Origin of the sequence: Pseudomonas sp. ok266 (assembly GCF_900110195.1) — a bacterium.
GTDB lineage: Bacteria > Pseudomonadota > Gammaproteobacteria > Pseudomonadales > Pseudomonadaceae > Aquipseudomonas > Aquipseudomonas neuropathica.
Genome location: NZ_FOCU01000003.1, coordinates 257,194 through 272,377 on the forward strand (window position 1 = coordinate 257,194; position 15,184 = coordinate 272,377).

The window sequence follows — 15,184 nt, forward strand, 5'->3', positions numbered from 1 at the left end:
CTGCAATGGCTGGCGAAACCTCACTCACAACCTTGTTGCGCAGCATGAGCCCGCAATTGAACGCCGGCGAATACGTATTCTGCACCCTGCCCGATGGCGTGTTACCGAAGGATCTGGAGATCGTCGGCAGCTTCCGCGAACAGGAAGGCCTGACCGTGATTCTCGAACGCTCCCAAGCTGAACAGGCCGGTTTCAGTTTCGACTACATCGCCGCGTGGATCACCCTCAACGTGCACTCGGCGCTGGAAGCCGTGGGCCTCACCGCCGCATTCGCCACGGCACTGGGCAAGGCCGGGATCAGTTGCAACGTGATTGCCGGCTATTACCACGACCATTTGTTCGTCGGCCAGGCCGACGCCGAACGCGCCATGCAAGTGCTGCGCGATCTCGCAGCCAACGCGGAGTAATTGTTATGTGGCAAAGCTATGTGAACGGCCTGCTGGTGGCGTTCGGGCTGATCATGGCGATCGGCACGCAGAACGCTTTTGTATTGGCGCAGAGCCTGCGTCGTGAACATCACCTGCCCGTGGCGGCGTTGTGCGTGGTTTGCGATGCGCTGCTGGTGGCGGCCGGAGTATTCGGGCTGGCGACGATTCTGGCGCAGAACCCGATGCTGCTGGCGATTGCCCGTTGGGGCGGCGCGACGTTTCTGATCTGGTACGGCAGCCAGGCGCTGCGCCGGGCGTGTTCGAAACAGAGCATGGGGCAAGGCGAGAATCAGACCGTGCGTTCGCTGCGTGCGGTAATGCTCAGCGCTTTGGCGGTGACGCTGCTCAACCCGCACGTTTACCTGGATACGGTGTTGCTGATCGGCTCGCTCGGCGCGCAGCAATCGGTGCCGGGCGCTTATGTAGTGGGCGCGGCGAGTGCTTCGTTGCTGTGGTTTTTCACGTTGGCACTGGGTGCTGCGTGGTTGGCGCCATATCTGGCACGTCCGAGTACCTGGCGGATTCTTGATCTGGTGGTGGCGCTGATGATGTTCACGGTCGCCGGGCAGTTGATATTGGCGAGCTGATTTATTCCAAACCGCTCTGGAACCTCTATCCCACACAGTTGTTGCGTGGTTATGGCGCAACCCCGGTGCTATGATCGAAACCCTGCGCCGCAAAGAGTAAAAACTCGCCGGTGCATTTCTGGCCGCCCGTGATCGGCCTTGCGCTCACCGCAACAGACCTGATTAGGAGAATCATCATGGCTTTCGAATTGCCGCCGCTGCCTTACGCACACGATGCCCTGCAGCCGCACATTTCCAAGGAAACCCTGGAATACCACCACGACAAGCACCACAACACCTATGTCGTGAACCTGAACAACCTGGTGCCAGGCACCGAGTTCGAAGGCAAGACCCTGGAAGAAATCGTCAAGACTTCCTCGGGCGGTATCTTCAACAACGCCGCTCAGGTCTGGAACCACACTTTCTACTGGAACTGCCTGGCGCCAAACGCCGGCGGTCAACCAACCGGCGCGCTGGCTGAAGCCATCAATGCTGCTTTCGGTTCGTTCGACAAGTTCAAGGAAGAGTTCAGCAAAACCTCGATCGGCACCTTCGGTTCCGGCTGGGGCTGGCTGGTGAAAAAGGCTGACGGTTCCCTGGCTCTGGCCAGCACCATCGGCGCCGGCAACCCGCTGACCAGCGGCGACACCCCGCTGCTGACCTGCGACGTCTGGGAACACGCTTACTACATCGACTACCGCAACGTTCGTCCGAAGTATGTCGAAGCGTTCTGGAACCTGGTCAACTGGAAGTTCGTTGCTGAGCAGTTCGAAGGCAAAACCTTCACCGCTTAAGCTGCGCGCCAGTCAAAAAAACCCGGCTTTTGCCGGGTTTTTTATGCCTGCATTTAAATAGCGTTTTTCTCACGCTGAAAGCTGTCTGCCGCTGCTTGCCGCCATGCCACAGCGGGCTAACATCAAAAAGAGGAAAAAATGCTGCGAACCGCTCAAGTTGAGGTGCGAAACTACCGACATAGTACAAATTAGGGCTAATACTCCAGACAGCAGCATTTCGGCCAAGGCTATGGGCGAATCGTCCCCGGTCTGATTGTCCCTTTGACTGCAAACTCGGGATTGCCAATACTCATGGCAACTTGACGCTACCCGCACGGAACAAGGAATAACCCTTTGAAGCTGGAACTCAAGAACAGCTTGTCGGTGAAGTTGCTCCGGGTCGTGCTCCTGTCGGCATTGATCGTCGGCGTAGTCTTGAGCTGCGCACAGATCGTTTTCGATGCTTACAAAACCCGCCAGGCCGTTGCCGGCGACGCCGAACGCATCCTCGACATGTTCCGCGATCCCTCGACCCAGGCGGTTTACAGCCTCGACCGGGAAATGGGCATGCAGGTGATCGAAGGCCTGTTCCAGGACGATGCCGTGCGTCAGGCTTCTATCGGCCATCCCAACGAAGCCATGCTCGCGCAGAAGTCCCGCGAATTGCAGCAGTCCAACAGCCGCTGGCTGACCGACCTGATTCTCGGCCAGGAACGCACCTTCACCACGCAACTGGTAGGGCGTGGTCCGTACAGCGAGTACTACGGCGACCTGAGCATCACCCTCGACACCGCCACCTATGGCGAGGGCTTTATCGTCAGTTCGGTGATCATCTTTATTTCCGGGGTTTTGCGCGCACTGGCCATGGGCCTGGTGTTGTATCTGGTCTATCACTGGCTGCTGACCAAGCCGTTGTCGCGGATCATCGAGCACCTCACCGAGATCAACCCCGATCGCCCCAGCGAACACAAGATTCCGCAGCTCAAGGGCCACGAAAAAAACGAGCTGGGGATCTGGATCAACACCGCCAATCAGTTGCTTGAGTCGATCGAACGCAACACCCATCTGCGTCATGAAGCGGAAAACAGCCTGCTGCGCATGGCCCAGTACGACTTCCTCACCGGCCTGCCGAATCGCCAGCAACTCCAGCAGCAACTGGACAAGATTCTGGTCGACGCCGGCAAGCTGCAACGCCGGGTCGCGGTGTTGTGCGTGGGGCTGGATGATTTCAAAGGCATCAACGAGCAATTCAGCTACCAGACCGGCGACCAATTGTTGTTGGCCCTGGCCGATCGTCTGCGCGCCCACAGCGGCCGCCTCGGCGCCCTCGCCCGCCTCGGCGGCGACCAGTTCGCACTGGTACAAGCGGATATCGAGCAACCTTACGAAGCGGCCGAACTGGCGCAAAGCATCCTTGATGATCTGGAGGCGCCGTTCGCCCTCGACCATCAGGAAATCCGCCTGCGCGCGACCATTGGCATCACCCTGTTCCCGGAGGACGGCGACAGCACCGAGAAGCTGTTGCAGAAGGCCGAGCAGACCATGACCCTGGCCAAGACCCGCTCGCGCAACCGTTATCAGTTCTATATCGCTAGCGTCGACAGCGAGATGCGCCGCCGCCGCGAGCTGGAAAAAGACTTGCGCGATGCACTGTTGCGCGATCAGTTCTATCTGGTTTATCAACCGCAGATCAGCTATCGCGATCACCGCGTGGTCGGCGTCGAAGCGCTGATTCGCTGGCAGCATCCGGAACACGGTCTGGTGCCGCCGGACCTGTTCATTCCGCTGGCCGAGCAGAACGGCACGATCATCGCCATTGGCGAATGGGTGCTCGATCAGGCCTGCAAGCAATTGCGCGAATGGCACGATATGGGTTTCGCCGACCTGCGCATGGCAGTGAATCTATCGACCGTGCAACTGCACCACGCCGAATTGCCGCGCGTGGTCAACAACCTGCTGCAGATGTACCGCCTGCCACCGCGCAGTCTGGAACTGGAGGTCACCGAAACCGGCCTGATGGAAGACATCAGCACCGCCGCCCAGCACTTGCTCAGCCTGCGCCGCTCTGGCGCTTTGATCGCCATCGATGACTTCGGCACCGGCTATTCATCCCTGAGCTATCTGAAAAGCCTGCCGCTGGACAAGATCAAGATCGACAAGAGCTTCGTTCAGGACCTGCTCGATGACGACGACGATGCGACCATCGTTCGCGCGATCATTCAACTGGGCAAGAGCCTGGGCATGCAGGTAATTGCCGAGGGCGTGGAAACCGCCGAACAGGAAAGCTACATCATCTCCGAAGGCTGCCACGAAGGTCAGGGTTACCACTACAGCAAACCGCTGCCGGCCCGGGAACTGGGCGCCTATCTCAAACAGGCGCAACGCAGTAACGCGGCCATTCTCTAGAAGATCAAAAGATCGCAGCCTGCGGCAGCGCCTACATTTGGAATGCGTTCCCACTGTAGGAGCTGCCGCAGGCTGCGATCTTTTGATCTGCGTAAATAAGAAATATTTCCAGCCACAACCCTTTACACATAATGCGAAAGATTTGCATTATGTCGCAGTTTTGCGCACCCCCAGCGCGAGTCCACTCAACTATCGAAGCAGGATGTTCGCCATGATTCGTATGCCTCTGGCTACCGCCAGTCTGCTGGCCATCGCTATTTCCCTCGCCGGTTGCGGCGAAGGCAAAGACAAGGCCGCCGCTCCGGCCGCACCGACCCCAGCCGCCAGCACCAGCGCACCTGCGGCGCCTGCCGCTGCCGGTAAAGTCGACGAAGCCGCCGCCAAGGCTGTGGTCGCGCACTACGCCGACATGGTCTTCGCCGTTTACAGCGATGCCGAATCCACCGCGAAAACCCTGCAGACCGCCGTCGACGCCTTCCTCGCCAAGCCGAACGCCGACACCCTGAAAGCCGCCAAGGCTGCCTGGGTCGCCGCGCGCGTTCCGTACCTGCAGAGCGAAGTGTTCCGCTTCGGCAACACCATCATCGACGATTGGGAAGGTCAGGTTAACGCCTGGCCACTGGACGAGGGTCTGATCGACTACGTCGACAAATCCTACGAGCACGCTCTGGGTAACCCGGGCGCCACCGCCAACATCATCGCCAACACCGAAGTTCAGGTCGGCGAAGACAAGGTCGACGTCAAAGACATAACCCCGGAAAAACTCGCCAGCCTCAACGAGCTGGGCGGTTCCGAAGCCAACGTCGCCACCGGCTACCACGCGATCGAATTCCTGCTGTGGGGCCAGGACCTCAACGGCACCGGCCCTGGCGCTGGCAACCGTCCGGCCTCCGACTACCTGGAAGGCGCCGGCGCCACTGGCGGTCACAACGATCGTCGTCGTGCCTACCTGAAGTCCGTGACCCAACTGCTGGTCAGCGACCTGGAAGAAATGGTCGGTAACTGGAAGCCGAACGTGGCTGACAACTACCGTGCCACCCTGGAAGCCGAGCCGGGCGAAACCGGTCTGCGCAAAATGCTCTTCGGCATGGGCAGCCTGTCCCTGGGTGAACTGGCGGGCGAGCGTATGAAGGTTTCCCTCGAAGCCAACTCCCCTGAAGACGAGCAGGATTGCTTCAGCGACAACACCCACAACTCGCACTTCTACGATGCCAAAGGCATTCGTAACGTCTACCTGGGCGAGTACACCCGTGTTGACGGCACCAAAATGACCGGCGCCAGCCTGTCGTCGCTGGTGGCCAAGGCCGACCCGGCTGCCGACACCGCACTGAAAGCCGATCTGGCCGCTACCGAAGCGAAGATCCAGGTCATGGTCGATCACGCCAACAAGGGTGAGCACTACGACCAACTGATCGCTGCCGGCAACACTGCGGGCAACCAGATCGTTCGCGACGCCATCGCGTCCTTGGTCAAGCAGACCGGTTCGATCGAAGCCGCTGCCGGCAAACTGGGCATCAGCGACCTGAACCCGGACAACGCTGATCACGAGTTCTGATCACTGCGTCCGATTCAAAAAAAGGCGACCTTCGGGTCGCCTTTTTCATGCATGCCAAACACAACCCCCTGCTTCAAGGTGTACCCAATATCAAGTGCACCACCAATCCCTGTGGGAGCGAGCTTGCTCGCGAAGGCGGCATCTGGCGCAACACCAGCAGAGCGACGAACTCCGCTTTCGCGAGCAAGCTCGCTCCCACAAGGTTTGCATTGGCCTTTAGGTTTGCTTCATATCAAGCAAACGATAATTCCTCTTATTCAAACTCCTTCGCCCTGTTAGACTTTGCGCCTTTATTTTCGCCCGTCCGCAGGATGTCTGATGCCCTCGCTGCCTCTTCGCTTGTCCGCACTGTTGCTGGCCCTGGGCCTGAGTGCCTGCGATGACGCCCCGCGTTTCACCAAGGCTGAGCCGGGTGAAGCACGTTCGGGCGGTGCAGCGACCGTGCGCAAGACCGATCAGAACGCATTCTCCCTGCCCTCGGCCAACCTGCCACCGTCACGGCGAGTGGATTTCAGTGTCGGCAACAGTTTCTTCCGCAGCCCCTGGGTGATTGCACCGTCGACCACCACGGCGCGCGATGGCCTCGGCCCATTGTTCAACACCAACGCCTGCCAGAACTGCCACATCAAGGACGGTCGCGGCCACCCACCGACGCCGGATGCGGCCAACGCGGTGTCGATGCTGGTCAGGCTGTCGATCCCCGACGCGCCGGAATATGCCCGGCTCATCGAGCAGGCTGGCGTAGTGCCGGAGCCGGTCTACGGCGGTCAGTTCCAGGACATGGCCGTGCCCGGCGTCGCCCCGGAAGGCAAAGTGCGCGTCGATTACACGCCAGTGCCCGTGCGTTTCAAGGACGGCACCGAAGTCGAATTGCGCAAGCCAGTGTTGCAGATCACCCAACTGGGCTACGGCCCGATGCACCCGGACACGCGTTTCTCGGCCCGCGTCGCGCCGCCGATGATTGGTCTGGGCCTGCTCGAAGCGATCCCCGAAGAAGCGATCCTGGCCAACGCCGCCGCGCAAGCCAAAGACAACAAAGGCATCAATGGCCGTCCCAATCAGGTCTGGGATGATGCGCTGCAGAAGACCGTCATGGGCAGATTCGGCTGGAAAGCCGGGCAACCGAACCTCAATCAACAGAACGTCCACGCGTTTTCCGGTGACATGGGCCTCACCACCAGTCTGCGCCCCTTCGATGACTGCACCGAGGCGCAAATTGCCTGCAAACAGGCACCGAACGGCAATGGCCCGGACGGCGAGCCGGAAGTCAGCGACAACATCCTGCGTCTGGTGCTGTTCTACAGCCGTAACCTCGCCGTACCCGCGCGGCGTGGCGTCAACGATGAACAAGTGCTGGCCGGCAAGAACCTGTTTTTCCAGGCCGGTTGCGATTCGTGCCACACGCCGAAATACACCACCGTCGCCAACGCAGCCGAACCTGAACTGGCCAATCAGGTGATTCGTCCATACAGCGATCTGTTGCTGCATGACATGGGCGACGGCCTGGCCGACAACCGTACGGAATTCCAGGCCTCCGGCCGCGACTGGCGCACGCCGCCGTTGTGGGGGATCGGCCTGACGCAAGCCGTCAGCGGCCACACACAGTTTTTGCATGACGGTCGCGCGCGCAATCTGCTCGAAGCGGTGCTCTGGCATGGCGGCGAAGCACAAGCCGCGCAGCAACAGGTTTTGTCTTTCAATGCCGAGCAGCGTGCCGCGCTGCTGGCGTTTTTGAACTCACTTTAAACACTGAAAAAGAATCGGGAGCCCGACATGTTCCGTCCCAAGCTACTGTTCACCAGCCTTGCCGCGCTCGCCCTCGGCGCCTGCTCGCCGCAGGATCCGCAAGCGGTCACGTCGGCGGCCATCGCCAAATCGGTGATCCTGCCGACCTACACCCGTTGGGTCGAGGCCGACAAGCAACTGGCGGTCAGCGCCCTCGCCTACTGCCAGGGCAAGGAAACCCTGGAAACCGCCCGCGCCGATTTCCTGCACGCGCAGAAAGCCTGGGCCGAGCTGCAACCGCTGCTGATCGGCCCGTTGGCCGAGGGCAACCGTTCGTGGCAGGTACAGTTCTGGCCGGACAAGAAGAACCTCGTCGGCCGTCAGGTCGAGCAACTGGTCGTCGCGCAGCCGCAGATCGACGCCGCCGCCCTGGCCAAATCGAGCGTAGTCGTTCAAGGTCTGTCGGCGTACGAGTACATCCTGTTCGACGCCAAGCCTGACGTGGCCAACGCCGAGCAGAAAGCCAAGTACTGCCCACTGCTGATCGCCATTGGCGAACGACAGAAGCAACTGGCCGAAGAGATTCTGCAGGGCTGGAACAACACTGACGGCATGCTCGCGCAGATGACCAAGTTCCCCAACCAGCGCTATGCCGACTCCCACGAAGCGATCGCCGATCTGCTGCGCGTGCAGGTCACTGCACTGGACACTCTGAAGAAAAAACTCGGCACGCCAATGGGCCGTCAGAGCAAAGGCGTGCCTCAACCGTTCCAGGCCGATGCCTGGCGCAGCCAGTCCTCGCTGACCGCACTGGAAGCCAGCCTCGCCGCTGCCAAAACCGTCTGGGAAGGTGTCGACAACAAAGGCCTGCGCGGTCTGTTGCCGGCTGAGCAGAAGCCACTGGCGGACAAGATCGACGCTGCCTACGCCGCTTCGCTGAAACTGCTCGACAGCACTCAGCGTTCGCTCGGCGAAATGCTTGAAGACGACGCCGGTCGTCAGCAACTGAACGACATCTACGACAGCCTCAACGTCGTCCATCGCCTGCACGAAGGCGAACTGGCCAAGGCGCTGGGCATCCAACTGGGCTTCAACGCCAACGACGGTGACTGATGAGGGCAAGTGCCATGCTGCGACGTCAGGTTCTGACTTTAGGTAGTGCGCTGCTGGGAGCAGTGACGTTGGGCGGCTGGACGCTGTTCAAACGCAAGGATCAGAGCCCGCTGTTGCTGTCGGCGCGCGACGACACCGACGGCAAACACTACGCCGTCGGCTATCGGCTGGATGGCACGCGGGTGTTCGCCACCGAAGTCGGGCAGCGTTGCCACGACATCATCAACCATCCGACGCAGCCGATTGCGCTGTTCGTCGCGCGGCGTCCGGGCACCGAAAGCTACCTGATCGACCTGCGCAACGGTAAGTTGCTGCAGACCGTGACCTCGCAGCCGAACCGGCACTTCTACGGCCACGCCGTGGTGCACAAGGACGGCGAATACCTGTACGCCACCGAGAACGACACCACCGATCCTGGCCGTGGCCTGCTCGGCGTCTACAAGTTCGAAGGCGAGCGACTGGTGCACACGGGCGAGATTTCCACCCACGGTCTCGGTCCGCATCAGGTGTCGTGGATGCCTGACGGCGAGACGCTGGTGGTGGCCAATGGCGGGATTCGTACCGAGGCGGAAAGCCGCGTCGACATGAACCTCAACGCCATGGAGCCAAGTCTGGTGCTGATGCAGCGCGATGGCACCCTGCTGAGCAAGGAAACGCTCGCCCAGCAGATGAACAGCGTGCGCCATCTGGGCATCGCCAGCGACGGCACCATCGTCGCCGGTCAGCAGTTCATGGGCGCCTCGCATGAGCGTTCGGAGTTGCTGGCGATCAAGCGTCCGGGGCAGCCGTTCGTGGCGTTCCCGGTGCCGGAGCATCAGTTGCAGTCGATGGGGCATTACACCGCAAGTGTTGCGGTGCACAGCGACTTGCGCCTGGTTGCGCTGACGGCGCCGCGTGGCAACCGCTTCTTTATCTGGGATCTGGACAGTGGCGAGGTGCGCCTCGACGCGCCGTTGCCCGATTGCGCGGGTGTGGGTGCGGTGAAGGACGGTTTTGTCGTGACCTCCGGGCAAGGACGTTGCCGTTACTACGATTGCCGTCAGGATGAGCTGCTGGCCAAGCCACTGGAATTACCGGCGGGGCTCTGGGACAACCATCTGCATTTGATGGCGTAAAACTGCCTTAAAAGATCGCAGCCTGCGGCAGCTCCTGCATTGGAATGCACTCCTCTGCAGGAACTGCCGCAGGCTGCGGTCTTTTTGCGCCCCCCTGTAAGAACTGCCAGTTGGAATCCCCCCTGTACTCGGAGTAATGTGCCCGCCTGTCTCACCTGATTTATCCAAGGAACTGGAAATATGCTGCGTCGCCGCATGCTGATCATGTTGGGTGTTGTTTTGTTGATCGTCCTGGTGCTGGGCGGATACAAAGCCTTTTCGATCTACACAATGATCCAGGGCTTTTCCAAGCCGAAACCGCCGATCAGCGTTGCCGTGGCCAATGCCACCGAGCAACCGTGGCAGATGCGTTTGCCCACCGTCGGCACGCTCAAGGCGCTGCAAGGTGTCGAGCTGAGCCTGGAAGTGGCCGGCACCGTCACCGAACTCAAGTTCGAGTCCGGACAGAAGGTCAAGGCCGGGCAACCCTTGCTGCAACTCGACAGTGGCGTCGAAACCGCCCTGCTGGAAACCGCCAAGGCTGATCTCGGGCTGGCGCAACTGGACTTCGGCCGTGGCGCGCAACTGGTCGACAGCCGCGCAATCTCCAAAGGCGAGTACGACCGGCTCTCCGCTGTACTGCAAAAAAACAAAGCCACGGTCAATCAGCTCAACGCTTCGCTGGCGAAAAAACGCATCCTCGCACCGTTCAGCGGCACCATCGGCATCCGTCAGGTCGACGTCGGCGACTACCTCGCCAGCGGCACCAAAATCGCCACGCTGCAAGATCTGAGCAGCCTCTACGCCGACTTCTACCTGCCCGAACAATCGGTGCCGAAACTGGCCATCGGTCAGCCTGTGCAGATCGCTGTCGCCGCCTATCCCAAGCAAAACTTCGCCGGCAAGATCAGCGCGATCAACCCGATCGTCGAAAGCACAACGCGCAACATTCTGGTTCGCGCCACGCTGGCCAACCCCGACGGCAAATTGCTGCCGGGCATGTTCGCCAGCCTCGAGGTGCTGTTGCCGGATCCGCAGAAACACATTGTCGTGCCGGAGAGCGCGATCACCTACACCCTCTACGGCAACTCGATCTACGTGGTCGGGCAAAAGAAAGCCGAAGACGGCAGCGTCGAAAAGGACGACAAGGGCCAACCGGTGCTGATCGCCGAACGCCGCTTCATCGAAACCGGTGAGCGCCGCGATGGCCTGGTGATGATCAAAAAGGGCGTGCAAAGTGGCGAACAAGTGGTGACGGCTGGCCAGATCAAACTGGACAACGGTGCCCACATTGCCATCAGCGACGACAAGACCCTCGGCGAGCAGAACAGTCCGCCGCGCGCCGACTGATCAAGGAAATCCCATGGCTTTTACTGATCCGTTCATTCGCCGCCCGGTGCTCGCCACCGTGGTCAGCCTGTTGATTGTGCTGCTGGGCTTTCAGGCCTGGAGCAAGTTGCCGCTGCGCCAATACCCGCAAATGGAAAACGCCCTGATCACGGTGACCACCGCTTATCCCGGAGCCAACGCCGAAACCATTCAGGGCTACATCACCCAGCCGATGCAGCAGAGCCTCGCCAGCGCCGAAGGCATCGACTACATGACTTCGGTCAGCCGGCAGAACTTCTCGGTGATCTCGATCTACGCGCGCATCGGCTCCAACACCGACCGTTTGTTCACCGAACTGCTGGCCAAAGCCAACGAGGTGAAAAACAAGCTGCCACAGGACGCCGAAGACCCGGTGCTGAGCAAGGAGTCCGCCGACGCCTCGGCGCTGATGTACATCAGTTTCTTCAGCAAGGACTTGAGCAACCCGCAAATCACCGACTACCTGTCACGGGTGATCCAGCCAAAACTGGCGACCTTGCCGGGCATGGCCGAGGCGGAGATTCTCGGCAATCAGGTGTTCGCCATGCGCTTGTGGCTCGACCCGGTGAAACTCGCCGGTTTCGGCCTCAGCGCCAGCGATGTGACCAACGCCGTGCGCCAGTACAACTTCCTCTCCGCCGCCGGCGAAGTGAAAGGCGAGTATGTGGTCACCAGCATCAACGCCAACACCGAACTGAAATCCGCTGAAGCCTTCGCGGCGATTCCGCTCAAGGTCAGTGGCGACAGCCGCGTGTTGCTGAGTGATGTCGCGCGGGTGGAAATGGGCGCGGAAAACTACGATTCGATCAGCTCGTTTGGCGGCACGCCGTCGGTGTACATCGGCATCAAGGCCACCCCGGGCGCCAACCCGCTGGATGTGATCAAGGAAGTGCGCAAGCTGATGCCCGAGCTGGAAGCGCAACTGCCGCCGAACCTGAAAAGCGAGATCGCCTACGACGCCACGCTGTTTATCCAGGCCTCGATCGATGAAGTGGTAAAAACCCTGTTCGAGGCGGTGCTGATCGTCATCGTCGTGGTGTTCCTGTTCCTCGGCGCATTGCGCTCGGTGCTAATCCCGGTGGTGACCATTCCGCTGTCGATGATCGGCGTGATGTTCTTCATGCAGATGATGGGTTACTCGATGAATCTGCTGACGCTGCTGGCGATGGTGCTCGCCATCGGTCTGGTGGTGGACGATGCGATTGTCGTGGTGGAAAACATTCACCGGCATATCGAGGAAGGCAAGACGCCGTTTGATGCGGCGCTGGAAGGCGCACGGGAAATCGCCATGCCGGTGGTGTCGATGACCATCACCCTGGCGGCGGTGTATGCGCCGATCGGTTTCCTCACCGGGCTGACCGGAGCGTTGTTCAAGGAGTTTGCGCTGACCCTGGCCGGCGCCGTGGTGATTTCCGGAATCGTCGCCCTGACCCTGTCGCCGATGATGTGCGCGTTTTTGCTGCGCCACGAGGAAAATCCCAGCGGCCTCGCGCATCGCCTCGACCGCATTTTTGACGGCCTCAAGCGCCGCTATCAGAGCATGCTGCACGGCACGCTGAACACGCGGCCGGTGGTGCTGGTGTTCGCAGTGATCGTGTTGTGCCTGATCCCGGTGTTCCTCAAGTTCACCAAATCGGAACTGGCCCCGGACGAAGATCAGGGCATCATTTTCATGATGGCCACTGCGCCGCAGCCAACCAACCTCGATTACCTGAGCACCTACACCGACGAATTCATCAAGATCTTCAAAGAGTTCCCGGAGTACTACTCCTCGTTCCAGATCAACGGCTACAACGGTGTACAGGCGGGGATCGGCGGCTTCCTGCTCAAGCCGTGGAATGAGCGCAGTCGCACGCAGATGCAGATCCTCCCCGAGGTACAAGGCAAACTGGGTGCCATCCCCGGCCTGCAGATCTTTGGTTTCAACCTGCCCTCCCTGCCCGGCACCGGCGAAGGCTTGCCGTTCGAGTTTGTGGTCAACACCGCCAACGACTATGAACTGCTGCTGCAAGTGGCTGACCGGATCAAGAAGCGCGCGATGGAGTCGGGCAAGTTCGCTTTCGTCGACCTCGATCTGGCGTTCGACAAACCCGAGGTGGTAGTCGATATCGACCGCGCCAAAGCAGCGCAGATGGGCGTGTCGATGCAGGATCTCGGCGGTACGCTGGCGACGCTGTTGGGCGAGGCGGAAATCAACCGTTTCACCATTGATGGGCGCAGCTATAAGGTCATTGCCCAGGTCGAGCGCCCCTATCGCGATAACCCGGACTGGCTGAACAACTACTACGTGAAAAACACTCAGGGCGAGTTATTGCCGCTGTCGACGCTGATCAAGGTCAGCGACCGCGCACGACCGCGCCAGCTCAATCAGTTCCAGCAACTTAACGCCGCGAAGATCTCCGGCTTCCCGTTGGTGAGCATGGGTGAAGCCATCGACACCGTGTTGCAGATTGCCCGCGAAGAAGCACCGGCCGGGTTTGCTTTCGACTACGGCGGCGCATCGCGACAGTTCGTGCAGGAAGGCAGTGCCCTGTGGGTAACCTTCGCGCTGGCGCTGGCGATTATCTTTCTGGTGCTGGCGGCGCAATTCGAAAGCTTCCGCGATCCGCTGGTGATCCTGGTGACGGTGCCGTTGTCGATCTGCGGCGCGCTGATACCGCTATTCCTCGGCTGGTCGAGCATGAACATCTATACCCAGGTCGGGCTGGTGACGCTGATCGGGCTGATCAGTAAACACGGCATCCTCATCGTCGAGTTCGCCAACCAGTTGCGCAAGGATAAAGGCCTGACGGCGCGTGAAGCCGTTGAGGAAGCGGCAGCGATTCGTTTACGCCCGGTGTTGATGACCACGGCGGCGATGGTGTTTGGCATGGTGCCGTTGATTCTCGCCACGGGCGCCGGTGCGGTCAGTCGGTTTGATATCGGCATGGTGATTGCCACGGGGATGTCGATTGGCACGTTGTTTACGCTGTTTGTGCTGCCGTGCGTTTACACCCTGCTGGCGAAACCCGATCCCAAACAAACCGCATAACCCTGTGGGAGCGAGCTTGCTCGCGAAAGCGGTCTTTCAGTTAATACTTATAGTGCCTGACACACCGCCTTCGCGAGCAAGCTCGCTCCCACATTTGGTTGGCGTTTATCCATAAAATCCGCGCATAAAAAAAGGCCTCGCATCTGCGAGGCCTTTTATGTGGGCTTCAATCGGTTCAACTCTGCGGCCTCATCCCTTGAGAAAGTCCGAACATGAACAACAACAGATCATGATCGGGTTTGGTCGCCACGGAGGCTTTTGCCACCCGTGGGACTGCGCAGTGGGCGTCGTCTACGGACGAGCCCACTACCTGCATGCGGGGCTGCTCCCAGGCAGCCACCGCCAATGACGCAACTGCCAAGGCTCCAACCAAAAACAAACCTCGTGCAATTTCTAGTTTCATCGCTATAAACCTTTGATAGCGCTGCCAAACGCCGTCTCATAAAAGTAGACGAGTTTTTTCCAGTCCGTGTCGCGGAACGACGAATGGCGGCGCAATTGCTTCATGTCGTGGGAAGCGGCGCGATAGGCGGTCAGACGCTGGCGGCATTTCTCCAGATCGATCAACGCGACTTCAACCTTGGCCGACTCGCCTTCGCCCGTCACACGCACAAACACGTGTTTGATGTAGATGCAGCTGTGCTGCCAACGGCCCTTGTGCATGCGCGCCAGGTTCTCGGCGAGGTCCTTGAGCACGCGCTCATAAACCACATCACCGCACTGATCGCGACCGCCGGCAGCCGCCAGCCAATGTTCCAGTTCCTGGAAACCGTCCAGGGACTTGGTGACCAGCAGAGCGCGCCATTTGTGCTGAGGATCAGGCTGAGCGCCGCAGAAAACGATTTGCGGCACGCGCACACCGAGCTTGCTCACGCCGGTCAGCGCATCAAGTTCACGCAAAACAGTAGGACGGCCAAAAGGGTGCAACCAACTGCGATAGATGTGACCGGTCTGGCGCTTGGCATACAGCAGTTGACCATCGCGCCCCACGACCCTTTGCACGCCACTTTCCCCGCCACGTCGAACATTGGGTTCTTCCACCCACTCGCCGCGCTGGTTCCAGTAAAAGTCAAAGCGATCTTGCGGAGCGACATCCGTTTCTGCTGCAAATTGCACTGCCATCCT

The 15,184-nt window shown here is 60.2% G+C and carries 12 protein-coding genes; 10 read left to right on the top strand and 2 right to left on the bottom strand.

Translation table 11 applies throughout. The features are described 5' to 3' along the window. Window positions 1–5: 5 nt before the first annotated feature. The 10 genes from BMY54_RS06915 to BMY54_RS06960 all read left to right on the top strand — a co-directional run bounded on the left by BMY54_RS06915 (window position 6) and on the right by BMY54_RS06960 (window position 14,059). On the top strand, window positions 6–407 hold the full coding sequence (locus tag BMY54_RS06915; RefSeq protein WP_093430548.1) for an ACT domain-containing protein: 402 nt from the start codon (window positions 6–8) through the stop codon (window positions 405–407). A gap of 5 nt (window positions 408–412) precedes the next feature. Beyond that, on the top strand, window positions 413–1,015 hold the full coding sequence (locus tag BMY54_RS06920; protein WP_093430549.1) for a LysE/ArgO family amino acid transporter: 603 nt from the start codon (window positions 413–415) through the stop codon (window positions 1,013–1,015). Between the two features lie 176 nt (window positions 1,016–1,191). Continuing rightward, window positions 1,192–1,788 carry a superoxide dismutase gene (locus BMY54_RS06925; protein ID WP_007918933.1) on the top strand — a complete coding sequence of 199 codons (597 nt, stop codon included), beginning with the start codon at window positions 1,192–1,194 and terminating at the stop codon, window positions 1,786–1,788. Between the two features lie 333 nt (window positions 1,789–2,121). Further along, entirely contained in the window at window positions 2,122–4,173 is a 2,052-nt protein-coding gene (locus BMY54_RS06930; RefSeq protein WP_093430550.1) for a putative bifunctional diguanylate cyclase/phosphodiesterase, read from the top strand. 211 nt (window positions 4,174–4,384) lie between these two features. Further along, window positions 4,385–5,728: an imelysin family protein gene (locus tag BMY54_RS06935; RefSeq protein WP_093430551.1), complete on the top strand. Its 1,344-nt coding sequence runs from the start codon at window positions 4,385–4,387 to the stop codon at window positions 5,726–5,728. Window positions 5,729–6,046: 318 nt separating this feature from the next. After that, window positions 6,047–7,474 carry a di-heme oxidoreductase family protein gene (locus BMY54_RS06940; RefSeq protein WP_093430552.1) on the top strand — a complete coding sequence of 476 codons (1,428 nt, stop codon included), beginning with the start codon at window positions 6,047–6,049 and terminating at the stop codon, window positions 7,472–7,474. Window positions 7,475–7,501: 27 nt separating this feature from the next. Then, entirely contained in the window at window positions 7,502–8,566 is a 1,065-nt protein-coding gene (locus BMY54_RS06945) for an imelysin family protein (RefSeq protein ID WP_093430553.1), read from the top strand. Window positions 8,567–8,580: 14 nt separating this feature from the next. Continuing rightward, complete coding sequence (locus tag BMY54_RS06950) at window positions 8,581–9,681, top strand: DUF1513 domain-containing protein (protein WP_093430554.1); 1,101 nt, start codon at window positions 8,581–8,583, stop codon at window positions 9,679–9,681. A 180-nt stretch (window positions 9,682–9,861) separates the two neighbouring features. Further along, complete coding sequence (locus tag BMY54_RS06955; protein WP_093430555.1) at window positions 9,862–11,010, top strand: efflux RND transporter periplasmic adaptor subunit; 1,149 nt, start codon at window positions 9,862–9,864, stop codon at window positions 11,008–11,010. Window positions 11,011–11,023: 13 nt separating this feature from the next. Next, window positions 11,024–14,059, top strand: a complete 3,036-nt coding sequence (locus tag BMY54_RS06960) for a multidrug efflux RND transporter permease subunit (RefSeq protein WP_093430556.1) — start codon at window positions 11,024–11,026, stop codon at window positions 14,057–14,059. A gap of 175 nt (window positions 14,060–14,234) precedes the next feature. On the opposite strand, the gene BMY54_RS06965 is transcribed toward BMY54_RS06960, so the two are convergent. Both BMY54_RS06965 and BMY54_RS06970 read right to left on the bottom strand, forming a co-directional pair. Continuing rightward, the gene (locus BMY54_RS06965; RefSeq protein ID WP_093430557.1) at window positions 14,235–14,462 is read right to left on the bottom strand and encodes a hypothetical protein; all 228 of its coding nucleotides are present in this window, start codon (window positions 14,460–14,462) and stop codon (window positions 14,235–14,237) included. 2 nt (window positions 14,463–14,464) lie between these two features. Next, entirely contained in the window at window positions 14,465–15,181 is a 717-nt protein-coding gene (locus BMY54_RS06970; protein WP_093430558.1) for a lipopolysaccharide kinase InaA family protein, read from the bottom strand. Between the last annotated feature and the right edge of the window lie 3 nt (window positions 15,182–15,184).